We start from the raw sequence: 23,121 nt of genomic DNA on the forward strand, positions 1-23,121 counted from the left end.
GATTTCCGGTAGGGTCGGGTTGCTTAGAACCAACCTGAAGGACACCACCGATGACCGACGATATGATGAACCTGCGTTCGCTTGTTGAGAAGAGCGCAGACGCAGATTTGCTGCGCGATATGATCGGCTTTGCCGCCGAGAAGCTGATGGCACTGGAAGTTGGCGCTGCGACCGGTGCAGGCTATGGCGAGAAGAGCGCGCTTCGTGTCGCCCAGCGCAACGGCTATCGTGATAGAGATTGGGAAACGCGAGCCGGAACGGTGGAGCTGCGTATTCCCAAGCTGCGGACAGGCAGTTACTTCCCAAGCTTCCTCGAACCCCGTCGCATGGCCGAGAAGGCTCTGACAGCGGTTATCCAGGAGGCTTATATCCAGGGTATCTCGACACGCTCGGTCGATGATTTGGTCAAGGCCATGGGCATGTCGGGCATCTCCAAGAGCCAGGTCTCACGACTTTGCGAGGAGATCGACGTTAAGGTCAAAGCCTTCCTCGACCGACCCATTGAAGGCGAATGGCCATACATCTGGATCGATGCCACTTATCTGAAGGTGAGACGCGGCGGTCGTATTGTTTCTGTCGCAGCCATCATCGCTGTCGGCGTCAATGCCGATGGACGCCGGGAGGTGCTTGGGTTGGAGATCGGCACATCCGAGGCCGAGCCGATCTGGACGGAGTTCCTGCGCAAGCTGACGCGCCGGGGTTTGAGAGGTGTGAAGCTCGTCGTCTCCGATGCCCATGAGAGCATCAAGACGGCCGTTAGCAAGGTGCTGAATGCGACCTGGCAGCGTTGCCGGGTCCACTTCATGAGGAANTGAAGCTCGTCGTCTCCGATGCCCATGAGAGCATCAAGACGGCCGTTAGCAAGGTGCTGAATGCGACCTGGCAGCGTTGCCGGGTCCACTTCATGAGGAATGCTTTGGCGCATGCCGGAAAGAGCGGCAGACGCGTCGTCTCCGCTTTCATCGCCACAGCGTTTGCTCAGGAGACGCCTGAGGCCGCCAGCACACAGTGGCGCAGCGTCGCTGATCAGATCAGGCCGAAGGTGCCGAAACTGGCCAGTTTGATGGATGAGGCCGAGAGCGATGTGCTGGCCTACATGACCTTTCCAAAGCAGCATTGGGCCAAGCTTCACAGCACCAATCCCATCGAGCGCCTCAACGGAGAGATTAAGCGACGCACCGAAGTGGTTGGTATCTTTCCCAATGATGAGGCTATCATCCGGCTCGTCGGCGCGTTGCTGCTCGAACAGAACGATGAGTGGGCGGTTCAACGGGCTCGATACATGACGCTGGAAACCATCGGACAAATGAGCGATGATCCTCTCATCAGCTTGCCGGCAGTGGCGCGCTGATACTCATCCGACCCTCTGGGATGAGCCGTGGTCGTCTAAGCTACACCACTCCCTGGGACACGATCGNGCGATGATCCTCTCATCAGCTTGCCGGCAGTGGCGCGCTGATACTCATCCGACCCTCTGGGATGAGCCGTGGTCGTCTAAGCTACACCACTCCCTGGGACACGATCGGGATTGGTGATGAAGCGATTAATATAGTAGCCTTTGTAGTCATCCTGAACATCGACGTAGCGGACACGTGAGCGAAGTTTGACGGTATCGCTGAACGAATGATCCAGATCTGCCCCCAGAACATATTGGTCTCGCTCGAAATCGTTCCATCCCCGTTCACCGGTGAACAGATCGCGGCTGATGAACTTCCCATCTGGGCCGGGAACGACCGTGCCGATATATGGCAAGGGTTGATAATCGGGAACTCCACCGTCATGCTGATACTGGCCGTAGAGCGTGACCGACGTCTGATCAGTCGGCTCGAATGTCAGGCTTGGCGCAGCAAAGGCACGGTTGCTCTTGGTAAAATCAATCTGGTCATCACCGCCCGTCACAAGACCTGTAAACCGGTAGAGCAGAGTCTGGTCCGAGTTGACGGGACCACTGAAATCGACGCCGACTTCCTTCTGATCATCACTGCCATAGCCGACTTTCACCTCATGATACGGTGTGCTCAGAGGTTTCTTCGTGACGAGATTGATGATGCCACCCGGCTGGTTCTGTCCATAGAGAACCGAAGCGGGACCTTTGAGAACCTCAATGCGCTCCAGCCAGTACGGATCGATCTGAAGCGCGCCGCCGAGGCTACCGGCATATGGCAGATAGGCGCCGTCGAGATAGAGGGGGGCCGGCGCAAAGCTCCGGGACGTAATTTCATCGGCGATCTGGTTGGCGTCGGTAAAACCATTGACGTTTATCCCCGGCGTGTAGCGAAGCGCTTCCGTAACGCTGACAGCGCCTCGAGCGGCGACTTCGTCTGCGGTCACCACATTGATCGTCTGAGGGATTTTTTCAATTGGAGTGTCGGTTTTCGTACCCGTGCCCGAGCGTTCTGCGACAACACCATCGACATGGCCCCAGGCATTTTCTCCGCCCTGTACCGTAATCGTCTGCAGCGGTGTCGCGCCTTCAACCGCGACCGCGTCCGACGCCTGTGCCGGGTTGGTGACCGTCACACTCTTTGGACCGGTAAAACGGTATGTCAGCCCCGTATTGGCAAGAAGACCCCGCAATGCCGCCTCTGGAGAAAGCGGACCGCTGATACCCGCAGTGTTCAGTCCGTTGGCGACAGCACTGTTGTAGAGAACCTGGATGCCGCTCGCAGCGCCGAACCTCGTCAGACCGCGATCAAGCGAGCCGGCGGGAATAGAATAGCTGATGCTTTCCTGTGCGAAGACCATCGAGGGGGCAATGACAAGAGCCGCAAATGCGATGGAGGCCGACAGGCGTGCAATCCGCCATTTGTATGCCATCTTGCCGTGATGGTCTTGCCTTCCGGCGATGAACTGCCCCATGCCAATGTCCCCAATGCAATCGTCGCTGCGCCGTCCATTGACGCGGCCTCTATTGGGGAAAACGATCCGGATCCACAAACCCGAAATTTTTTCTCAAGTTTTTTTGTAGAAAAGCGTGTTGGCTATCTGAGCAATACAATGCCGCCGATCAGGCTGACAGGGCGAACCTGTAGTGTCTCTTCCAGATGCGCCAGGATTTCTTCGGGACGATCGAGATGAAACACACCGGACATCCGGCGCAAGCGCAGATTACTGCTGGCAATCATCACTTTGCCACGGCGATGGCGGTTGAGGTCCGACACCACGTCGGCCAGCGACCGGTCCTTGAAGATCAGCAGTCCCCGCCGCCACGCCGCGGCCGTTTCGGCATCGGTTGCCACTTTTTCGCCGAGCCCGGCCTGCGAATAGCTGATGCCTTCGCCGCCGGCGAGATCGCTGTTGGCCAGACATTGCACGTTGATATGTCCCTGAAGACATTCGACTGAAACATCGTCTTCGCCATGCTTCACCGAAAAGGACGTACCGGTTGCCGTCGTGTTGCCGTTAGCGGCGGTCACCACAAAGGGCCGGGCAGCGTCAGGAACGACATCGAAGACGGCCGCGCCTGATGTCAGCACAAGGTGCCGCGCCGATGGAGAATAATCGAGGGAAAGGGTCGTGCCACCGTCAAGCGTCGTCATCGAACCATCGGGTAATTCAACCGTCCGCTGCTCCCCTATCGCGGTGGCGTAATCCGCCATCATGGCGTTAACCGGCGGCAGAAATCCGAGTTCCGACAGGACTATACTAGCACCGGCCGCACTGGCCGCAAGACTTCCAGCCGCAAGAAAGGAACGCCTCGTCAAGGTTGCCGCAGATGGCTTCGTGACCTTGGCAAGCGCTGGACCGAGATTCTTCCACAGCCGAGCCGATTGCTGGAAGGCCTGCTCATGCGCGGTGCTGCGGGAGCGCCAGCGCAACAGCGCCTCTGCATCCTCCGTCGTTGCCGTACCGGATGTAAGGCGGACGATCCAGGCTGTCGCTTCGCGCTTGAGAGCTTCGAAATTATCGTCCAACTTCCGCTCCCTTCCCTATGCGCGTTCGTGACAGGATGCGTATACCTGCTTCTAAAACTATCAACGATTGAAAAACGAAAAGCCGAAATGTCAGGCCCGGTTTATTGTTTCAAGCCGCTCGCTGCAATAGTCGACCGCTTTGCGGATTTCCAGTTCGACAGTGCGGACGGACACGCCAAATTCCGCAGCGATATCGGCATGGCGGCGCTGCTCAAGCCGGCATGCTACCAGCATTTTTCGCTGGCGTTCGGGGAGTTCGTCCATGATATGCATCAGGCAACGGATCTGATCCCGGTCTTCGATCTGCTTCTCCGGTCCCGGCTGTTCGTCTGGAACAGACAGCAGGATATCGATGTCGCCGGAGGTTAGCTTGCGCTTTTGTCCCCGGTCGTGATCGACCGCGAGGGTTCGCGCGATCCGCATCAGGTAGGGCACGGGCGCGGTCAAGGCCGCAGCGCCGTTGCGGGCGAGCTTGATCCAGGCTTCCTGCGCCAAGTCGTCTGCATCGGCGTGCGAGCGCGTTCTGCTGATGAGGTACCGCTTGATCCGGCGTTCATTGCGCGCGAAAGCGGCCACGAGCTCGTCGTCGTAACTTGCCATCCCTTCGCTCCTGCCGTCTGCTCGCAATTGTTTTCGACGCAATACCGGTTTGACGATCGGCTGACAATAGTGGAGTAAAGAAGTCATATTAAAAGATTCGGGATGGCCGTTCGTGTTCTCTGCGAACGGCCCGCCGCCTCGAGCAAGCCGCCCTCATCGGACCCGATTTACAGCCCGCCGATGAAGGAATTTGGGAATAGACCGGCACCCGTTCCGCAAGAACCCGACGATCATGGCTGACAAGAAACACTGCGGCACCTCTGCCGGCAATTTTCCCCAGCAGATCGAACGCCTGATATTTTGGAAATGTGCCGGCCAAGCTTGCCGGCTCGTCGCCTCCCGATACGAAGATTTGCGGTATTTACTCAGATGAAAATCGGCCTTGCCGTTGCGAACTTAGGGATGACCGGGTCCGGCCATCGTTCCATGGCCGTAAGGCGAACGCCGGCACATGGCGGCCGGCAAAAAATGTCGGGACGCAGGAACGGGTTCCTGCGTCCTTGATGAGCATTCAGATCGCAACAATCAGATATTGGCAAGCAGGTCGTTGATGCGGCTTTCAGCGCTGCCAAGGGCTTCGTCGATGCTCTTGTCGCCGTTCACAGCTGCACCGACTTCTTCGCCGATGATGTCCTGAATGGCAAACTGGCGCTGGACGGCGCCCGGCAGAGAACGGCCAGTCTCGGCGATCTCCGCAATGTTTTCACGATGCGGCAGTGCCTTGAATTCCGGCATTGCGAAGACGGCCTTGACGGCCGGAAGGTGACCGGTGCGGGCCCACTGGAAGTCGTTTTCGGCCAGGAACTTGAAGAGCTTGCCGATTGCTTCGGTCTGTTCCGGCGTACGGTCCTTGTGCGGCATGACCCAGCTATGGCCGTCGGCATAGGTGCTGTCGCGGCCAGGATAGAGCTGCGGGACCGGGTAAACGGTGTAGCCGCCGGAAAGCGCCGTACCTTCCTTTTCCGACTGGGCAACGAAATCACCGATCAGCCAGGTGCCGTTGACCGCGATGCCGCCGTCGCCATTGGTGAACGAAGTGACGGAGGCCGCATAATCGAGGCCGGTGGTCGTTAGACCTTCGTCCTTGATCTTTTTCATCAGCTCGACGACGTTCTTGGCTTCCGGCGTGTTCAGCGTGATCTTCGTTGGATCAGCGAAGAAGTCGGCATTCTGCTGTTGCAGCAGCGTATAGAGAACGCGGGCATAGGCTGCCGTCTCATTGGCAAGAATTTGCACGAGGTACGGCTTGCCGGTCTTTTCCTTGAACTGCTTGCCTTGGGCGATCAACTCTTCGGCGGACGTTGGCAGAATTGGCGTTCCATCGGCGTTAACAAGGCCGGCCTGTTTCATCAGGTTCAGGTTGACGTGGAAGAGCATGGTCCAGTTGTCGAACGGCAGGCCGAACAGGTGGCCTTCCTTGGTAACGCCGCCCCGGGCCGCATCGGTGAAGCTATCGGGCGAGATGCCCTGGGCGGACAGGACGTCGTCGATCGGGTCGATCAGGCCGCGCGACTGATAGTCGGAGATCGCCGAATAGTGCATCGACACGACGTCGGGTGCTGCACCCGATGCGAGCTGGGCATTGAGCTGGTCGTAGCCCGGCCACTCGACGGTGGTCACATTGACGTCAATATCCGGATTGTCGGCTTCGAACTTGTTGATCAGGGAAGTGATAATGCCGCATTCGCCGACAGCCTTGGAGACGTCTGTCACCTTGCCGTAGTCCGCATCGCAGGCGCCGAAGAAGCGCTGTAGTTCGATCTTGGTCTGCGCCTGAGCCGACGTGGCGCAGGCCAGCGCAATTAACGCTGCCGTGCTGAGTAGAAAACGTCTCATGGTCTGTCTCTCCCTTTGAAAGGGGCTCCCCGCCCCGTTGAAACCCATTGCGGCCATTCCTCCTGGCCGCAGCAATAGTCATTTCACGGCGCCGCCCGAAACCGCGGTCACGATATGGCGCTGGAAAATCACGTAGACGATCAGCACCGGCAGGCTGGCAAAGACCGCCTGGGCACTGAGGAAACCAAGTCCTTCGCTCTGGGCGAAATTGGTCTGCGACGAGGCGATGCCGATGGTGAGCGTGAACATCTCCTTCTTCGTCGCAGAGATCAGCGGCCACCAGTAGTCGTTCCAGGCATGCAGGAAGGTGAAGATGCCGAGGGTCGCCTGGGCCGGCAGCGTCAAGGGCAGCAAGACCTTCCAGAAGATCCGCAGCGGCGAGGCATTGTCGAGAAGGGCTGCCTCGTCGATCTCCTTGGGGATCGCCTTGAAGAACTGGGTCATCAGGAAGACGCCGAAGGCGGACGACATGCCGGGCAGCATCAGCCCGATAAAGGAATTGTGCAGGCCGAACCAGTTGAACATCTGGTGTCGGGCGATGATGACCGCCTGTTCCGGCACGGCCAGACCGAACAGCACGATGACGAAGATCGTGCGCCGGAACGGAAACTCGAGGCGGGCGAAGGCATAACCCGCAAGCGATGCGAGGACGAGCACGCCGGCTGTCTGTCCGATTGCCACCACAAGGCTGTTGAAGAACCAGCCAAAGGCCTGCGACGAGTAGATGATGTTGACATAATTGACGAGCGTATAGGGCAGCTCGAAAACGGATTCCGTTCCGAGCATCAGCTCCTTGTTGTCCTTGATCGACAGGCCGACGAGCCAGGCAACCGGCGCCATCATGACGACAGAGAGGATAATGGCGATCACAAGCAGCGTGCGATTGCCGGTCAGCGCGTCAGGACGGTAGGTCGTTTGGTCCGTCATTCGGAAACCTCCGACTTGCGGCTTGAGATGACATACTGCGCCATCGCCGCGACGAGAATGATCAGGAACAGGAACTCGGATGCTGCAGCGGCCTTGCCGACGTCCCAGCGCACGAAGCCAACCTCATAGATATACATGACGAGCGGACGGGATGTGCCGTTCGGGCCGCCATTGGTCATGATCTGCGCCTGGCCGAACAGCTGGAACTGCATGACGATCTGGATGATCGTCACCAGCATGATGGTGCGGGCGATCGAGGGCAGCGTCACACGTGTCAGCACACGCCAGGGGCTGGCATTGTCGAGCGCTGCCGCTTCATAGAGATCGTTCGGAATCTGCTGCAGAGCGGCGAGGAACAGCATCATTGGCAGGCCGAGACACCACCAGACTGTAGCGACGCCAACGGAGAACAGCGACCAGCCGCTGGTCGACAGGAAATTGACCGGCTGAATGCCGAACTGTTCGGAAATGACGGCCAAGAGACCGTCGCCGGGGATAAAGACGAAACGCCAGATCAGCGTCACGATTGTGACCGAAAGCACGGAGGACGAGAAGAACAGACCACGCAGGAACGAGGTCGTTCGCGTCGTCTTGTTGAGTGCCAGCGCGAGGAAGAGCCCGAGTATTACAAGCGCCGGAACGCTGACGAGCACGAAGATAATTGAGTTACGCAGCGCCTGCAGGAAAACCGGGTCGGCAAGCACCCGGGTATAGTTTCCCAGGCCGACGAAGCGGCCGGGACCGAAAAGATCAACCTTGTGCAGGCTCAGCCACGCGCCCCAAAAGAGCGGGAAAACCAGCAGCACGGCAAAGACGGACAAATAGGGAAGGATGAAGAGGCCGTTGCTCCATTGGCTGCGGCGATAGCTCTCGGCCATGTCAGTCGCCCTCCGAATGGTGAGCGGTACCGGCGGCGTCGAACAGGTGGATGGCGGTGGTATCAAGCGCAATCTGCAGCGTGTCCCCGCCGCGCGCTTCGCTGCGTCCGTCCGTTTCGGCCGTCAGCTTCGTTCCATCCGCCAGCTGGCCATAGATCAGCGTGCGATCACCAAGCCGCTCGACGACTTCGGCCTTGAGCGCGATGCCCGCCTGTCCGGCTGGCAGAACGGTTATATCCTCGGCCCGGATGCCGAGACTTGCCCCCTCAGGCGAAAAGCTTGCCGGCAGACGAAACGCGGCATGGATCTCACCAAGGCCACTTGCGCCGATTGTAACGGTGCGACCATTGGCAGCTACGCTTCGGAGCGGCACGAAATTCATGGCCGGGGAGCCGACGAAACCCGCGACGAACCGGCTTGCGGGGCGCCGGTAGATTTCCATCGGCGTGCCGATCTGCTCAATCTTGCGGTTGTGCATGATGACGATGCGGTCGGCGAGCGTCATCGCTTCCACCTGATCATGCGTCACGAAGATCATCGTGCTGCCGAGACGGGCATGCAACTGGGCAAGCTCAAGCCGCGTGCGGCCGCGAAGGGCGGCGTCGAGATTCGACAATGGCTCGTCGAACAGAAAGGCTTTCGGTTCCTTGACGATAGCTCTGCCGATAGCCACGCGCTGGCGCTGCCCACCCGACAACTTCTGCGGCTTGCGATCGAGAAGATGGGCGATTTCGAGTGTCGCCGCCGCCTGCTGGACACGGCGCTCGATTTCGTCCTTCGGCAGGCCGATGTTCTCCAGGCCGAAGGACATGTTCTGGGCAACCGTCATATGCGGATAAAGCGCATAGGACTGGAAAACCATGGCGACGCCGCGCTTGCCGGGCGGCAGCGTATCGACACGCTGTTCAGCGACAGAGATCGTACCAGCGGTCACGTCCTCAAGGCCCGCGATCATGCGCAGAAGCGTGGACTTCCCGCAGCCTGAAGGCCCAAGGAAGACGACGAACTCGCCTGCCTTGATGGACAACGAGATGTCGTCCAGCACGGCAAGCGCGCCGTAACGTTTGGTAACGTTGGTAATTTCGATCGATGCCGACATGGTTTCTCCTCCCCGTCGTTGTCTGCCTTACGCGCCGAGCCGGATCATCCGGTAGCTCAGCGGCGCGATGGCGGCGACGAGACGGCCTTCGGTAACCGATGCGCCCGAGCCATCCCGTGGCTCGATCGTCTCGGCTCCTGGACCATTGACGGCGCGGAGGTCGTGGCCTTCCATGACCTTGTCGAGGATCACCTTGCGGCTGCCGAAACCTTCGAGAGAGAGATCGAGTTCGATCACTTCCGTCTGGTGACGGTTGACGATGAAGAAGGTCAGCGCGCCATCGTCCTCCGTTTCGACGGCGGAAACGTCCAGATAGGAAACGTCCTTGGCGAAATCGGTCGAATAACTTGGGCAATCAAGCGACAGGTTCAGCGCCTTGCCGCGGCCGTACTTTGACGCATAGGCATAGGGGAAGAACGTCGTCTGACGCCAGGCAGGGCCGCCCGGAACGGTCATGATCGGAGCAATGACGTTGACGAGTTGTGCCAGGCAGCCGACCTTCACCACATCCGAACGGCGGATGAAGGTGTTGAGAATGCAACCGACCTGCAGCACGTCCTCGAAATTGTAGATATCTTCCAGCAGCGCCGGGGCATGTGGCCAGCCGTCATTGCCTTCCAGAACCTTCCGGTCGGCTTCGCGGGAGTGGTACCAGACGTTCCACTCGTCGAAGGAGATATAGACATCCTTCTTCGAGCGCTTCTTCGCCTTGGTGTAGGTGATAACGCCGGCGATGGTGGCGATGTAGTCGTCAAGGCGGGCATTCTGGGCCAGATAGTCCGCCGTATTGCCCGCATGATTGTCGAAATACATGTGCAGGCTGATGTAATCGATGGAATCGTAGGTGTAGTCGAGAACGGTGGCTTCCCAGGCCGGATAGGTCGGCATCTTCGGTGACGAGGAGCCGCAGACCACGAGTTCGATCGACTTGTCGAAGGCGCGCATGGCCTTGGCGGTCTCGAACGCAATGCGGCCATACTCTTCCGCCGTCTTCTGGCCGATCTGCCACGGACCGTCCATCTCGTTGCCCAGGCACCACATCTTGACGTTCCAGGGCTCTTCGCGGCCGTTCTTGCGGCGAAGGTCCGACCACTGGCTGCCGCCCGGATGGTTGACATATTCGAGGAAGGCGCGGGCCGAGTCCAAGCCACGCGAACCGAGATTGACGGCCAGCATCATGTCGGTATTGGCAGCCTCTGCCCAGTCGGCAAATTCGTGGATGCCGACATGATTGCTTTCGGAGCTGTGCCAGGCAAGATCGAGGCGCACCGGGCGCTCTTCGCGTGGGCCGATGCCGTCTTCCCAATCGTAAGCAGAGACAAAGTTGCCGCCGGGATATCGCACGATCGGGACGTTGGCTTCCCGCACGAGGTCAATGACGTCCTGACGCATGCCGTTCTTGTCGGCGGTCGGATGATCCGGCTCGTAGATGCCCGAATAGACGGCCCGGCCGAGATGCTCGACGAAAGAGCCGTAGAGACGTGGATCGATAGTACCGATGACGTAACCGCTGTGTGCTGTGCCGACTGCGCGCATGCTTACCTCCCTGCATATCTGAAAATCAGATATATATCCATTAGTATGATAATTTGCACAGGAAGTTGCGGGCGTCAACCCGCCTTGGAATGGCAAACATGCAATCAGTGGAAAATCAGGTCTTCAGCCGCAGCACGATATCTTGATCATAATTACCAAAGCCTCGCCCGAAGATATTGATTCCACCGGGATTCTTCGCCGTTTCCGGCACCTCGATCCGAAGCCGGATCGAACGGTGTTCCAGCAGGTCGAGATCGGTGAGAGTCGTATCGGAAATCCTGATCCCGTCGATAAACGTGCCCTCTTCAGTCACGCGGAAATATTTGAGAACGCCGTATTGGCTGCCCCGCAGCTTCCACCAGTCGGGCGTGTATTTGCCGCGGCGATCACCGAAGTCACCCGGCGAGGTCCAGGCGCCGATGCCCTTGCCGTTGATGGAGAGCGTGATGTCGGATGGCCAGTTGTCGGAGGTGCCTGGAACCTCGGAAGAGAGTTCCAGCGCAACCTCCAGCTCCTTGACTTCTGCACCCTTGATCCGGGCGTTGTTAGGGAACTGATACTCGACATATCCCATTGTGAACCAAAGCAAACCTGCCTTCATCCGGTCGGGCGTAAGGAATGTGTCGGGGCTATCGAGATAGCCGATGATACCGTCGCGGGAGCACATGCCGCAGGGGGCTGCGACCTCGTAGCCACTGTAGAGGCCAACAGGCATGGCAACTTCGATCACTTCCTGGCCGGTCTTGGCCGGGCTTGCGAAGGACAGGACGATTTCTTCGTGCACGGCATGGCAGACCTTCTGGCTGCCCTTGCGCGCCTTGGAGACCTCGGTGCGGATGAGACCCGCTTCCTCCAGCAGATTCAGGTGAGTCGATGTGGTCGATTGTGGCAAATCGAGCGCTTCGGCAATGTCATTGACGTTGAGCGGGCCGCGGGCGTGCAGCAGTTCCAGCATGGAAAGCCGCGCCGGTGCCGCCAGGCATTTCAGCACCTCCTTCCCGTCCTCCGGGCCAATCATCAGAAATCGCGTGCTCATATATCCCTCTCGAATGCGAAATTGATGTGTATCAGAAAAATAGATATGATCAATCCGCCACGACACGTCTCCGCCGCCCTGCCAGAAGAGTCGTCCGGCGTCCAGCCTCCCTTTTTTGAACAGAAACCCAGCGACACCCGCCTGGCGCTTTCAGCCTCGAAGCAAAGGTTACGAGCGCACTGCTGTATCAACAGCATAAAGAAGCGAGAGAAAACCTTTTCTCACTTGACAGTCGGATTGGTAAAAGGTTTTCTCAACACAACTGAGGGAGGATATTCTGGAGACTGGGGAAGCAAAAAGGAGGATCACGATCCATGACGTTGCCGCTGCGGCGGGCGTCAGCATTTCGACCGCGTCGAAAGCGCTGAACAATAACGGGCGCATGGGAGACGAGACTAGGGAGCGGGTCAAGCGCGTGGCAAGCGAGATCGGCTTCCGTCCGAATGCTCTTGCCCGTGGCCTGCTCAGCAAGCGCAGCTTCACCATCGGGCTGCTGACCAATGACACCTACGGGCGCTTCACGCTGCCGGTCATGGCGGGCGTTTCGGAGGCGCTGGTCGATCACGGCGTATCCGTCTTCCTCTGCGCGATCGAGGATGATCCGGCGCTGGGACAGATCCATGTCGAAGCCATGCTCGACAAGCAGGTCGATGGCATCATCGCCACCGGTAAGCGCCTCGACAGGCGGCTGCCGGTTGACCTTTCCAACCTGCCGGTTCCGGTCGTCTACGCCTTTACCGAAGGCACGCCGAACAGCGTCACCTTCCGGTCTGATGATGCGCACGGAGCAACGCTTGCGGTGGAATGGCTTTTGCAGACCGGGCGTCGGCGCATTGCCCATATCACCGGTCCGAAGGATTTCTTTTCAGTGCACGAACGAGCCGGTGCGTACAGCAAGGCGGCAGGTGGCGGCGAGCCGGTCATGTACGGCGTCTGGTCGGAAAGCTGGGGCCATGAGGCCGTCGCGGAAATCTGGACGAGAACAGGGGAGAAACCCGACGCGCTGTTCTGTGGCAACGACCAGATTGCCCGCGGCGCTGTCGACGCGCTGCGCGAGCGGGGGATCAGGGTGCCGGAAGATGTGTCCGTCATCGGTTTCGACAATTGGGAGATTGTCGCAGCCCAGACACGGCCACCGCTGACGACCGTGGACATGGAACTGAAGGAACTCGGGCGGCAGGCGGGACTGACCGTCCTGGCGCTTGCAGAGGGACGGCCTGTCGAGCCGGGAGTGAGGAAATTGCCATGCCGGCTGGTCGTCCGGCAATCGTGCGGGAGTAACAACCCGAGGGAATGAACAAGGCGCCAGAGGAGATAGCGCCATATTGGGAGGAGTGTCATGATCAAACGTCTATTGGCAGCGACCAGCATCGCCACATTGTGCTTGGTGTCCGGCGCATCGGCCGCCGAAAGAATCGAGATGTGGGTTCGTACCGGCGTCGGCGATGCCTTCAAGAAAACCGTGGAAGCCTATAATTCCAAACACGAAAACCAGGTCGCGATGACCGAGGTGCCGTTCTCGGAACTGGTTCAGAAATACGCGACTGCGATCGCCGGAGGACAAGCGCCGGACGCCCTGTCCATGGACCTGATCTACAACCCCGCCTTTGCGGCGGCAGGTCAACTGGAAGACCTCACGGACTGGGCAAAGTCCCTGCCTTATTTCAATTCCCTATCGCCGTCCCACGTCAAGCTCGGCACCTACCAGGACCGCATTTACGGGCTACCGCTGTCCGTCGAGACATCTGTCTTCGCCTGGAACAAGGATCTCTACAAAAAAGCTGGCCTGGATCCAGAAAAGGCGCCTGCAAGCTGGGATGAAATCACCGCCAATGCCGAGAAGATCCGGGCACTGGGCGACGACACCTACGGCTTTTACTTCTCCGGCGGCGGCTGTGGCGGCTGCATGATCTTCACCTTTACGCCACTGGTCTGGGGGTCTGGCACCGATATCCTGTCGGCCGACAGCAAAACCGCAACGCTCGACACGCCGGAAATGCGCAAGGCCGTCGATATCTATCGCAACATGGTCAAGAAGGATCTTGTGCCAGCGGGTGCTGCCAGCGACAACGGCACAAACTTTCTCTCCTTCACCAACGGTAAGATCGGCCAGCAGAGCCTTGGGGCTTTTGCCATCGGATCGCTCGTAACGGAGCATCCGGATATCAACTTCGGCGTGACGCTCATCCCCGGCGCCACCGGTGGAACGTCCTCCTTTGCCGGTGGCGACAACTTCGTCATTACCAAAGGCACGCCGAGGATCGCTGCGGTGAAGGAATTCCTCGAATATATCTATTCCGAGGACGGCCAGAAGATCATGGCGAAGTACGGCAGCCTGCCGACACGCGGCGATATCGCCGACAAGGTTCTGGCGGGCCTCGATCCCCGGCTGCAGGTGGGCATCCAGGCCATCTCCGTCGCCAAGACACCCTATACGCTGCAGTTCAACGACCTGATCAACAGCGCCAATGGCCCATGGGCGACCTTCACCAACGCCGCCATTTTCGGAGAAGACGTCGATGGCGCCTTCTCGGATGCCCAGAGCGAAATGCAATCGATCATCGACAGCGGCCAGTAATCTCCCCGGCTGCTGTGGCCGGGAGGAAAAGCCGCCTCCCGGCCAATTTCCCCAAATCCAAGCGGAGCGTACGCAATGACCGGCACTGGTTCGAAGGCCCTGCTGCCTCGACGCAAGAGGCGGCGCAGATCGGGTTGGCGCGGTTTCCTCTATATCGCGCCGGCGATGGCCCTCGTCATCCTTTTCTTCGTGATGCCAGTGATCTTCACCGGATGGATGAGCCTGCACAACTGGCCGCTGATGGGCGGAACACGCTGGATCGGCTTCAATAACTACGTCCGCATGTTCCACGACGCCCGCTTCATGTCGGCGCTGAGGTTCACTGCCTATTATACGGTCATCGTCACCATCGCGATCTTCGCCGTCGCCTTTCCGCTGGCGATCTTCGTCGAAAAACAGCGGCGCTTTGTAAGCGCTTACCGCACCATCATCTTCCTGCCGGTCGTCATCGGACTGGCCACCGCCTCGCTGCTTTGGGTATGGCTGGCCAATGTCGACAGCGGCTTTATCGGCCCAGCGCTGAAGGCCCTTGGGTGGGTGGACAAAAGCCCCAATCTGCTTGCGACTTTCGACAGCGCCTTTCTTACCATCATCATCATGGTCGTCTGGAAGATTGCCGGTTTCACCATGATCATTCTGCTGACCGGCCTGCAGGCCATACCCGCGGACCTGACAGAGGCTGCCCGTATCGACGGCGCCGGACGCTGGCAGCGTTTCCGGCACGTGACGCTTCCCCTGATGCGTAAAACCATCGCGCTGGCGCTGATCATTTCCGTCACCGGTTCGATCCTCGCCTTCGACCAGTTCTACATCATGACATCGGGCGGGCCACAGAACCGGATGATTTCGGTGGTCTACTACATCTTCAACCAGTCTTTCGTATCGTTCAATCTGGGCTATGGCGCAGCACTTTCCATCGCGCTTCTGGCAATCCTGGTCGCGATCAGCATCGTGCAGCTCTGGCTGCTGCGCGTCGGTGAGGAACGGCCATGAATGCTTCAAAAACCCACGATTCAAAGCAGCGCCGCGCCAGAAAAACCTTCAGGGCAAACAGCGCCTATCATGCGGCCGGCATCGCCATCTGCCTGTTCTTCCTGGCGCCTTTCGTCATCACTTTCCTCGCCTCGTTCCGCCACGGAACGGAAGCGCGCCTGCCGCCACTGCCGCCTTGGCCGGCGAACGGGATCAGCCTTGATTCCTACCAGTCGCTCGACACGTTCGGCGCCGGGATCTGGCAGCACGCGATCAACTCCTTGCTGGTCTCGCTCGCAACCGTCGTGCTGACCGTCGCCGTCAGCCTGCTCGCCGGCTACGGCTTCTCGCGCTACCGCTTTCCACTGAAGAATGTTCTGTTCGTTTTGATCATCGCAACCCTGATGATCCCGTTCCAGTCGATCCTGACGCCGCTGTTCATCATCCTTGCCAAGCTCGGGCTGAACAATTCGCTGCTTGGCCTAACACTGGTCTACGTGACACTGCAGTTGCCGTTCTCGGTGTTCATGATGCGCAACGCCTTCGATGCCGTCCCAAAGGAAATCGAGGAAGCTGCGCGCATCGACGGCGCGCGGGATTTGCGGCTGCTCGTGCGGGTGCTTCTGCCCTTGGTCCTGCCGGGCGTCGCCACCGTCGCCATCTTCGCCTTCCTCAACGCCTGGAACGAGTTCCTTGCAGCGTTGATCCTGTTGTCGAGCAACGACAAATACACGCTGCCCGTCCTGATGATGGCAGTGCGTGCCGGGCGGCTCGGCGCAGTGAACTGGGGCGCGGTGCAAGCCGGCGTCGCCGTCATGACGATCCCCTGCCTGATCGTCTTCCTACTGTTGCAACGCTACTACATGCGCGGGCTGATGGCCGGCGCGGTGAAATGATCTCAAGAAACGGATGAAGCCATGAACACGATGAAAAGAGACCGCCAGTTCCGTCCCCTGCCCGTACCCAGCGTCGATATCCACGGCCTGTTCGGCGACCGCCAGGACGCAATCTGCGACACCACGGCCGAAACACTGCTCGACCGCTGTGTGGAGGCGGGCATGATCACCGCCATCGATACCAGCAAACCCAGCCCCGGCATCGTCATTCCGATTCAGGCCTGGGGCGGCACAACACAAATGTTTTGGGATAGCGATCTCGGCAAATCCATCGAAACCGTTGCCTACTCGCTCTATCGCCGGACGAATCCGAAGCTTGAAGCGCGTGTCGACGAGATCATCAACATGTATGAAAAAATGCAGGACGAAGATGGCTACCTGAACGCCTGGTTCCAACGCGTTCAGCCCGACCGCCGCTGGACAAACCTGCGCGACCATCACGAACTCTATTGCGCGGGGCACCTGATCGAGGGGGCGGTCGCTTATTTCCAGGCGACAGGCAAACGCAAGCTGCTCGATATCATGTGCCGCTATTGCGACTATCTGATCAAGACCTTCGGCCGTGGCGAGGGCCAGCTGCGCGGTTATTGCGGCCACGAAGAAATCGAACTGGCACTGGTGAAGCTGGCCCGCGTGACAGGCCAGAAAAAATACCTCGACCTCTGCAAGTTCTTCATCGACGAGCGTGGCACTGAACCGCATTTCTTCACCGAGGAAGCAATCCGGGACGGTCGCTCGGCCGCCGATTTCCATCAGAAGACCTATGAGTACGGTCAGGCGCACCAGCCGGTGCGCGACCAGAAAAAGGTCGTTGGGCATGCCGTGCGTGCCATGTATCTTTACTCCGGCATGGCCGATATCGCCACGGAGTACAGCGATGACAGCCTGACTGCAGCGCTGGAAACGCTCTGGGATGACCTGACGACCAAGCAGATGTACGTGACCGGGGGTATCGGCCCGGCTGCGGCCAACGAAGGCTTTACCGATTACTATGACTTGCCCAACGAAAGCGCCTACGCCGAGACCTGCGCGTCCGTTGGCCTGGTGTTCTGGGCCAACCGCATGCTTGGGCGCGGCCCCAACCGGCGCTATGCCGATATCATGGAGCAGGCGCTGTACAATGGCGCCATGTCTGGCCTGTCACTCGACGGCAAGACGTTCTTCTATGAAAACCCGCTCGAGAGCGGTGGCAAGCATCACCGCTGGGTGTGGCACCATTGCCCCTGCTGCCCGCCCAACATCGCCCGTCTTCTCGCGTCTATCGGTTCCTACATGTATGCCGTATCGGAAGACGAAATCGCGGTGCATCTCTATGGTGAGAGCACCGCACGGTTCGACATCGGCGGGGCCAAGATCGAACTGGCCCAGAAGACCCGCTACCCTTGGGATGGCGCAATCCACTTCGATCTGACAGCGGACAAGGCGGTGCGATTTGCGATCTCGCTGCGTATCCCGGAATGGGCCGATGGCTCCACGCTGAAGGTCAATGGCGAAACACTCGATCTGACCTCGATGCTGGTCGATGGTTATGCCCGTATCGAGCGGGACTGGAGGACAGGCGATCATATCGATCTCGATATCCCGCTGGCGCCGCGTGCGTTGTTTGCCAATCCGCTAGTGCGGCAGGATGCCGGGCGCGTCGCGCTGATGCGCGGGCCGATGGTTTATTGCGTCGAGGCGACGGACAACGGTGAGGGCCTGAATGGCATCAGGCTGGCGGGTGACCTTTCCAATGGGAGGACGGCCGAACTTGCGGACCTTCGGGGCGCCGTCGCGCTCGATATGCCAGTCACACGGGATCGGGCTGACTGGGGCAGTGCTCTTTACCGGACGTCACCGCCAACAACCAAAAAGGCGACGGCGCGTTTCGTGCCCTATCCCTTCTGGGACAACCGGACCCCGGGTGAAATGCTTGTCTGGGTCAGAGCAGGTGATTTGAACGGTGAATAAAATGTCTGATACCGGTGTGGTGCTGACCGACATTCGCAAAAGCTTCGGCAATCTCGAGGTGATCCACGGCATCGACCTGACGATCACGGAGGGTTCCTTCGTGGTCTTCGTCGGTCCGTCCGGCTGCGGAAAATCGACGCTCCTGCGGATGATCGCCGGGCTGGAGGAAGTGACTGATGGTGAAATCGAGATCAAGGGGCGCAATGTCACCGATCTCGATCCATCCGACCGGGGCATCGCCATGGTCTTCCAGTCCTATGCGCTTTACCCGCATATGAGCGTCCGCGAAAATATGGCGTTCGGCCTGAAGATGGCGAGGCTGCCGGAGCCGGAAATCGACAGCCGCGTCAAGGCTGCCTCGGCCATCCTGAAGATCGATCCACTGCTCGATCGGAGGCCGGGACAGCTTTCCGGCGGCCAACGCCAACGCGTGGCGATTGGCCGGGCGATCGTGCGCAAACCGGACGTGTTCCTGTTCGATGAGCCGCTGTCCAATCTGGACGCCGAATTGCGTGTCTCGATGCGCATCGAGATCGCGCGCCTTCATCGCGAGCTCGGCAATACGATGATCTACGTGACCCATGACCAGACGGAGGCGATGACGCTGGCCGACATGATCGTCGTCCTTCGTGACGGCCGGGTTGAGCAGACCGGCAGTCCGCGCGAAATCTACGAAAATCCGGCCAACACATTCGTCGCCGGCTTCATCGGCTCGCCGCGGATGAACCTGCTGAATGCGGAATGGACCGGCGATGGATCAATCCGCATAGGCAATAGCAGGATCGCGGTGCAGATTGATGACAACCGGATGGCGCCGGGCGGTAAACTGACGCTCGGCGTGCGCCCTGAGCATATGAATGTTGTTGTAGACACTGAAGGGACGCTGCGCGCCAAGGTGGATTTCTACGAGTATCTGGGAGGCACGCAGTTTCTCTATTGTCAGCTTGAGGACGGACAGGCTGTGACGGCCGAGTACCGGTCCTCAGTGCCGGTTGAGGCAGGCGACATTCTCCACTTTCGCTGGCAGGCAGATGATCTCCGCTTCTTCGACGCAGCCGGACTGCGGCTTAAAGGAGCTTGTTGAATCCGTCGATCAAACAGCACCTTGCGCGGCGCCGACGCGAATATCAGCCATGAAGACGCGTGTCACTGTGATTGCCGGGGTACTAACGTGACGGATGAAAGCCCGAACCAAGGTGTTTCCATTGTTTCCTCGCAACGCGGATTGTCCGGGATCAGCGTGAGCGGCGTGGCGTGGCGTGGCGTGAAACTGGTTATCGCCCTTCCCGGTCGCCAGGGGGGAAATTCCGCCGGTAGGTTGCGCTGATCAGGCGTTCCGCTGCTTCGGATGCGCGGGTTTCATCGCGGGCCTCGATCGCATCTATAATCGCCTCGTGCATTTTCAACGAGTGTTGAAGGCCACCGAACGACTTCAGCGTCTTTGGAATGCTGATCGTTAGCGCTGCGCGGATGACCGAGGAGACAGGCAAGAGGAAGCGGTTGTGGGCGGCCTGGAAGATCTGCAGATGAAAGCTGATGTCGGCTTCGATTGCCGCCTCTGCGGTCGCATGCTCTTTCGCCATATGCGAAAATGCCGTCCTGATCTGCACATGTTCAGCGTCAGAGCCGCGACGCGCGGCAAGACCGGCGGCCAGCGGCTCGATGGCCGAGCGAATCTCGAACAACTCTTCTGCGAGCGCATCCTGATCGTCGGCATCTCCCTGCCAGGCGAGCACGACCGGATCGAGCGTATTCCAGAATTCCGGAGATCTGACGCGCGTGCCAAGGCGCGGCTTTGCCTCAATGAAGCCCTTGGTCGAGAGGATTTTCAACGCCTCCCGTAGCGTTGTCCGACTCACCCGCAGATTGGCAAGGAATTCGGTTTCCTTCGGCAGGATTTCTCCAACTTTCAGTTCACCCAGCGTGATCCGCCGCCCGATTTCGCCGGCAATTTGTGCCGGAAGCCCCCGGTCTCCGATTGCAAAGGTCTTCATCCGCCCCCCATCTCGCGTGTTTCGTTCAGCCCTTTCATAGGACAAGCATCGATGACTTGCACCTGCCGTCGGGCTAACAAACAGTCTGGCTCTTATGTTTCGAACGCGCCGAGAGCGGCAGCGTAGCGCCTTGTCATCGCAAGACCTGCATCGCTTGGACGAAGCGCTGGTGCACGGTCGTAGATCGGAATTCCAGCCCGCTCTCCGAACAGGCGCTTGCCGTAGCACAAAAGGTTCTCGATGCCCTGCATGGTAAAGACCACCGCCGGCAACATCCGGCGATAATCGTCCTCGGCATGGTCTTCCCATCCATCGCAGAAGAACTCGTAAACCCGGACGGCATAATCGATGCAATCAGGTGCCAGGATCAGGCCGCGACACCCGGCGCGTAGATTATCGGGCAATTCTAACCCTGCCCTGCCGTTGAAGACCGGAAGAGCTCCATCCGTCACCTCGATGAGAGCTGCGATATCGACAACCGGCCCCTCGCCCTTGACCAGTTGAATATTCGGGTGTTGCTGGACGAGATCGCGGATATCGATGGCCGACAACCCGCGCCCCATCAAGGCAGGCGCATTCTGGATTGCGACCGGCAGGTCGGTCTGGTCCGCAACCCGGCCAAAGAACTGCATATATTCCCGCGCGGCGAACTGCCCGACCATTGGCGGCTGCAGGATCAGCCAGTCGGCGCCGGCACTGGCCGCATGGCGAGCCTGACGAACCTGCTCCCCGATAGAAGACCCGAAGATTGTCAGCGCAACCGGCACACGGCCGGCCGTATCCTCGACTGTCCAATCCATCACTGTCAGCCGCTCGTGTTCGCTCAGCTTGGAGACTTCGGTGGCAAGACCAAGCGCTGCCATGCCATGCACGCCGCTGGCAAGACAGAGCTCCACCTGCCGGCGCATGGCGTTGCGATCGAGTTTTTCATCGCTGTCGAATAGCGCATAGAGGATGGCATGGATGCCGTGCAGGTCCTTCGCCCGGAACGTGTTCACATCCGCCTCCTCAATGGCTGTCGCGTGGGACCGCATGACCGCGGCTACCGACGAGGAAATCGAGATCGGCGCCCGTATCCGCCTGCATGACCCGCTCGACATAAAGGCCCTGGTAGCCACCGGCCATGGCGGGTTCAGGTGGCGTCCATTTGGCCCGCCTTCTCTCCAGTTCGGCATCGCCGACGTCGAGGTGAAGTCTGCGGTTTTCGACGTCGAGTTCGATAAAATCGCCATTCTCGACCAGCGCCAGAACCCCGCCCACCGCCGCTTCCGGCGCGACATGCAGCACGACCGTCCCGAAAGCCGTGCCGGACATCCGGGCGTCGGAGATGCGGACCATGTCACGCACACCTTTTTTGAGCAGTTTCTGCGGCAGCGCCATGTTGCCGACCTCGGCCATGCCTGGATACCCCTTGGGCCCGCAATTTTTCAAAACCATGATGCAGGTTTCATCGATATCCAGATCCGGGTCGTCAACAAGGCTCTTGTAGTGGTCGATCGTTTCGAAGACGACGGCCCGGCCACGATGCTGCATCAGGCTGGCGGTTGCGGCGGAAGGCTTCAGAATAGCACCCTGCGGCGCAAGATTGCCTCGCAACACGGCGATGCCGCCTTGCTGGGTCAATGCCTTTTCACGTGGCAGGATGACATCCGAATTGTAGTTTTCCGCCGTTTCGATATTGGCGCCGACGCTCTTGCCCGTCACCGTCATACAGGTCAGATCGAGCATGTCGGCGATCTGCTTCATCACAACGGGCAGTCCACCTGCGTAACAGAAATCCTCCATCAGATGCGCGCCGGATGGCATGAGGTTGAGGATGGTCGGCACATCGCGGCCAAAACGGTCCCAATCGTCGAGTGTCAGCTCCGTGCCGATGCGGCCGGCAATCGCCAGGAGATGGACGACGGCATTCGTCGAGCCGCCGATCGCCCCATTGATGCGGATGGCATTGGCAAAGGCTTGCCGGGTCAGGATCTGCGACGGGCGCAGGTCCTCGGCCACCATCTCGACGATCCGGCGGCCGGTCAGCCGCGCCAGCCGGGCGCGGTGCGCATCAACAGCCGGGTAAGCAGCGTTTCCGGGAAGCGCCAACCCGAGGGCCTCGGCCATTGACGCCATGGTGGAGGCGGTGCCCATCGTCATGCAATGACCAGGGGAGCGTGACATGGCGCTTTCTGCAGCCATGAAATCGGCTGGCGACATGACGCCGGCGCGCACATCCTCGGAGAATTTCCAGACGTCGGTGCCCGAACCGATGGTGCGGCCCTTCAATCGGCCATTCAGCATCGGTCCACCGGAGATGACGATGGCGGGCAGATCGCAGGACGCCGCCCCCATGACCAGCGACGGCGTTGTCTTGTCGCAGCCCGCCATCAGCACGACGCCATCCATCGGATTGCCACGAATAGCCTCCTCAACATCCATCGACGCCAGGTTGCGAAACAGCATGGCTGTTGGGCGAAGATTGGATTCACCGCAGGAGAATACTGGGAACTCGACGGGTAGACCGCCCGCTTCCAGTACCCCGGCCTTAATCTGTTCGACCAGCCCACGGAAATGGGCGTTGCACGGCGTCAGTTCGGAAAAGGTATTGCAGATGCCGATTACCGGCCGGCCGTCGAAAACGTCATCCGGCAAACCATTGTTCTTCATCCAGCTGCGATGGATGAACGCGTCCTTGTCCAATCCTCCGAACCAATGTTGCGATCTCAGTTTCCGGGACATGGGCATTCCTCCGATTTTTGAATATGAAAATTCTCATATAATCGGAGTTATTAATCGTCAAGTATGTGGGCCAGGCAAAGCGGCCTGTCGCGTGGTTTGAGACCTTGTTTCTACAGAGTGAGGCGCGCGCAAAGAGAACGGCCGCAGGTCTCCCCGCGGCCGTTGCTTGGTCAATTCAGCA

19 protein-coding genes and 1 pseudogene are annotated in these 23,121 nt (G+C 59.4%); 8 read left to right on the forward strand and 12 right to left on the reverse strand.

Going from position 1 to position 23,121, the window contains the following annotated elements:
* Window positions 1–50: 50 nt before the first annotated feature.
* Together ASD36_RS31330 and ASD36_RS31335 are read left to right on the forward strand one after the other, a co-directional pair.
* On the forward strand, window positions 51–811 hold a 761-nt coding region (locus ASD36_RS31330), incomplete at its 3' end, for an IS256 family transposase (RefSeq protein ID WP_244489785.1).
* Between the two features lies 1 nt (window position 812).
* Window positions 813–1,351: pseudogene (locus ASD36_RS31335) on the forward strand (transposase); the annotation flags it as partial.
* Between the two features lie 143 nt (window positions 1,352–1,494).
* On the opposite strand, the gene ASD36_RS10760 reads toward ASD36_RS31335, so the two are convergent.
* The 9 genes from ASD36_RS10760 to ASD36_RS10800 all read right to left on the reverse strand — a co-directional run bounded on the left by ASD36_RS10760 (window position 1,495) and on the right by ASD36_RS10800 (window position 11,826).
* Entirely contained in the window at window positions 1,495–2,859 is a 1,365-nt protein-coding gene (locus tag ASD36_RS10760; RefSeq protein ID WP_060510173.1) for a TonB-dependent siderophore receptor, read from the reverse strand.
* 122 nt (window positions 2,860–2,981) lie between these two features.
* The gene (locus ASD36_RS10765) at window positions 2,982–3,914 is read right to left on the reverse strand and encodes a FecR family protein (protein ID WP_060510175.1); all 933 of its coding nucleotides are present in this window, start codon (window positions 3,912–3,914) and stop codon (window positions 2,982–2,984) included.
* A 90-nt stretch (window positions 3,915–4,004) separates the two neighbouring features.
* Entirely contained in the window at window positions 4,005–4,514 is a 510-nt protein-coding gene (locus ASD36_RS10770) for an RNA polymerase sigma factor (RefSeq protein ID WP_060510177.1), read from the reverse strand.
* Window positions 4,515–5,039: 525 nt separating this feature from the next.
* Entirely contained in the window at window positions 5,040–6,350 is a 1,311-nt protein-coding gene (locus tag ASD36_RS10775; protein ID WP_060510179.1) for an extracellular solute-binding protein, read from the reverse strand.
* A gap of 78 nt (window positions 6,351–6,428) precedes the next feature.
* Complete coding sequence (locus tag ASD36_RS10780) at window positions 6,429–7,277, reverse strand: carbohydrate ABC transporter permease (RefSeq protein WP_060510181.1); 849 nt, start codon at window positions 7,275–7,277, stop codon at window positions 6,429–6,431.
* Entirely contained in the window at window positions 7,274–8,155 is an 882-nt protein-coding gene (locus ASD36_RS10785; RefSeq protein ID WP_060503400.1) for a sugar ABC transporter permease, read from the reverse strand. Before ASD36_RS10785 ends, ASD36_RS10780 begins: the two co-directional genes overlap by 4 nt.
* 1 nt (window position 8,156) lies before the next feature.
* On the reverse strand, window positions 8,157–9,254 hold the full coding sequence (gene ugpC, locus ASD36_RS10790; RefSeq protein ID WP_060510182.1) for a sn-glycerol-3-phosphate ABC transporter ATP-binding protein UgpC: 1,098 nt from the start codon (window positions 9,252–9,254) through the stop codon (window positions 8,157–8,159).
* 27 nt (window positions 9,255–9,281) lie between these two features.
* The gene (locus tag ASD36_RS10795; protein WP_060510185.1) at window positions 9,282–10,790 is read right to left on the reverse strand and encodes an alpha-N-arabinofuranosidase; all 1,509 of its coding nucleotides are present in this window, start codon (window positions 10,788–10,790) and stop codon (window positions 9,282–9,284) included.
* A 115-nt stretch (window positions 10,791–10,905) separates the two neighbouring features.
* Window positions 10,906–11,826: a metalloregulator ArsR/SmtB family transcription factor gene (locus tag ASD36_RS10800; RefSeq protein WP_060510187.1), complete on the reverse strand. Its 921-nt coding sequence runs from the start codon at window positions 11,824–11,826 to the stop codon at window positions 10,906–10,908.
* Window positions 11,827–12,100: 274 nt separating this feature from the next.
* On the opposite strand from ASD36_RS10800, the gene ASD36_RS10810 reads away from it, so the two are divergent.
* The 6 genes from ASD36_RS10810 to ugpC (ASD36_RS10835) all read left to right on the forward strand — a co-directional run bounded on the left by ASD36_RS10810 (window position 12,101) and on the right by ugpC (ASD36_RS10835) (window position 19,306).
* Window positions 12,101–13,123, forward strand: coding sequence for a LacI family DNA-binding transcriptional regulator (locus ASD36_RS10810; protein WP_112834501.1), 1,023 nt, complete (start codon window positions 12,101–12,103; stop codon window positions 13,121–13,123).
* A 42-nt stretch (window positions 13,124–13,165) separates the two neighbouring features.
* Window positions 13,166–14,404, forward strand: coding sequence for a sugar ABC transporter substrate-binding protein (locus ASD36_RS10815; protein WP_060510193.1), 1,239 nt, complete (start codon window positions 13,166–13,168; stop codon window positions 14,402–14,404).
* 75 nt (window positions 14,405–14,479) lie between these two features.
* Complete coding sequence (locus ASD36_RS10820) at window positions 14,480–15,397, forward strand: sugar ABC transporter permease (protein ID WP_060510195.1); 918 nt, start codon at window positions 14,480–14,482, stop codon at window positions 15,395–15,397.
* Window positions 15,394–16,272 (forward strand): carbohydrate ABC transporter permease, encoded by an 879-nt coding sequence (locus ASD36_RS10825; RefSeq protein WP_060510199.1) that lies wholly within the window; start codon window positions 15,394–15,396, stop codon window positions 16,270–16,272. Before ASD36_RS10820 ends, ASD36_RS10825 begins: the two co-directional genes overlap by 4 nt.
* A gap of 21 nt (window positions 16,273–16,293) precedes the next feature.
* The gene (locus tag ASD36_RS10830; protein ID WP_060510201.1) at window positions 16,294–18,222 is read left to right on the forward strand and encodes a glycoside hydrolase family 127 protein; all 1,929 of its coding nucleotides are present in this window, start codon (window positions 16,294–16,296) and stop codon (window positions 18,220–18,222) included.
* Window position 18,223: 1 nt separating this feature from the next.
* Window positions 18,224–19,306, forward strand: a complete 1,083-nt coding sequence (gene ugpC / locus ASD36_RS10835; RefSeq protein ID WP_060510204.1) for a sn-glycerol-3-phosphate ABC transporter ATP-binding protein UgpC — start codon at window positions 18,224–18,226, stop codon at window positions 19,304–19,306.
* Window positions 19,307–19,496: 190 nt separating this feature from the next.
* On the opposite strand, the gene ASD36_RS10840 is transcribed toward ugpC (ASD36_RS10835), so the two are convergent.
* The 3 genes from ASD36_RS10840 to araD all read right to left on the reverse strand — a co-directional run bounded on the left by ASD36_RS10840 (window position 19,497) and on the right by araD (window position 22,940).
* On the reverse strand, window positions 19,497–20,216 hold the full coding sequence (locus tag ASD36_RS10840) for a FadR/GntR family transcriptional regulator (RefSeq protein WP_060510206.1): 720 nt from the start codon (window positions 20,214–20,216) through the stop codon (window positions 19,497–19,499).
* A 92-nt stretch (window positions 20,217–20,308) separates the two neighbouring features.
* Complete coding sequence (locus ASD36_RS10845) at window positions 20,309–21,214, reverse strand: dihydrodipicolinate synthase family protein (protein WP_244489786.1); 906 nt, start codon at window positions 21,212–21,214, stop codon at window positions 20,309–20,311.
* Window positions 21,215–21,224: 10 nt separating this feature from the next.
* Window positions 21,225–22,940: an L-arabinonate dehydratase gene (gene araD / locus ASD36_RS10850; protein ID WP_060510210.1), complete on the reverse strand. Its 1,716-nt coding sequence runs from the start codon at window positions 22,938–22,940 to the stop codon at window positions 21,225–21,227.
* Between the last annotated feature and the right edge of the window lie 181 nt (window positions 22,941–23,121).

Origin of the sequence: Rhizobium sp. Root1334 (assembly GCF_001426665.1) — a bacterium.
GTDB lineage: Bacteria > Pseudomonadota > Alphaproteobacteria > Rhizobiales > Rhizobiaceae > Pararhizobium.

Excerpts from the sequence above, each read along its gene's own strand:
- ASD36_RS10760 (WP_060510173.1), bottom strand. The coding sequence starts at position 2,859 with ATGGGGCAGTTCATCGCCGGAAGGCAAGACCATCACGGCAAGATGGCA.
- ASD36_RS10770 (WP_060510177.1), bottom strand. The coding sequence starts at position 4,514 with ATGGCAAGTTACGACGACGAGCTCGTGGCCGCTTTCGCGCGCAATGAA.
- ASD36_RS10775 (WP_060510179.1), bottom strand. The coding sequence starts at position 6,350 with ATGAGACGTTTTCTACTCAGCACGGCAGCGTTAATTGCGCTGGCCTGC.
- ASD36_RS10780 (WP_060510181.1), bottom strand. The coding sequence starts at position 7,277 with ATGACGGACCAAACGACCTACCGTCCTGACGCGCTGACCGGCAATCGC.
- ASD36_RS10785 (WP_060503400.1), bottom strand. The coding sequence starts at position 8,155 with ATGGCCGAGAGCTATCGCCGCAGCCAATGGAGCAACGGCCTCTTCATC.
- ugpC (WP_060510182.1), bottom strand. The coding sequence starts at position 9,254 with ATGTCGGCATCGATCGAAATTACCAACGTTACCAAACGTTACGGCGCG.
- ASD36_RS10795 (WP_060510185.1), bottom strand. The coding sequence starts at position 10,790 with ATGCGCGCAGTCGGCACAGCACACAGCGGTTACGTCATCGGTACTATC.
- ASD36_RS10800 (WP_060510187.1), bottom strand. The coding sequence starts at position 11,826 with ATGAGCACGCGATTTCTGATGATTGGCCCGGAGGACGGGAAGGAGGTG.
- ASD36_RS10815 (WP_060510193.1), top strand. The coding sequence starts at position 13,166 with ATGATCAAACGTCTATTGGCAGCGACCAGCATCGCCACATTGTGCTTG.
- ASD36_RS10820 (WP_060510195.1), top strand. The coding sequence starts at position 14,480 with ATGACCGGCACTGGTTCGAAGGCCCTGCTGCCTCGACGCAAGAGGCGG.
- ASD36_RS10825 (WP_060510199.1), top strand. The coding sequence starts at position 15,394 with ATGAATGCTTCAAAAACCCACGATTCAAAGCAGCGCCGCGCCAGAAAA.
- ASD36_RS10830 (WP_060510201.1), top strand. The coding sequence starts at position 16,294 with ATGAACACGATGAAAAGAGACCGCCAGTTCCGTCCCCTGCCCGTACCC.
- ugpC (WP_060510204.1), top strand. The coding sequence starts at position 18,224 with ATGTCTGATACCGGTGTGGTGCTGACCGACATTCGCAAAAGCTTCGGC.
- ASD36_RS10840 (WP_060510206.1), bottom strand. The coding sequence starts at position 20,216 with ATGAAGACCTTTGCAATCGGAGACCGGGGGCTTCCGGCACAAATTGCC.
- araD (WP_060510210.1), bottom strand. The coding sequence starts at position 22,940 with ATGTCCCGGAAACTGAGATCGCAACATTGGTTCGGAGGATTGGACAAG.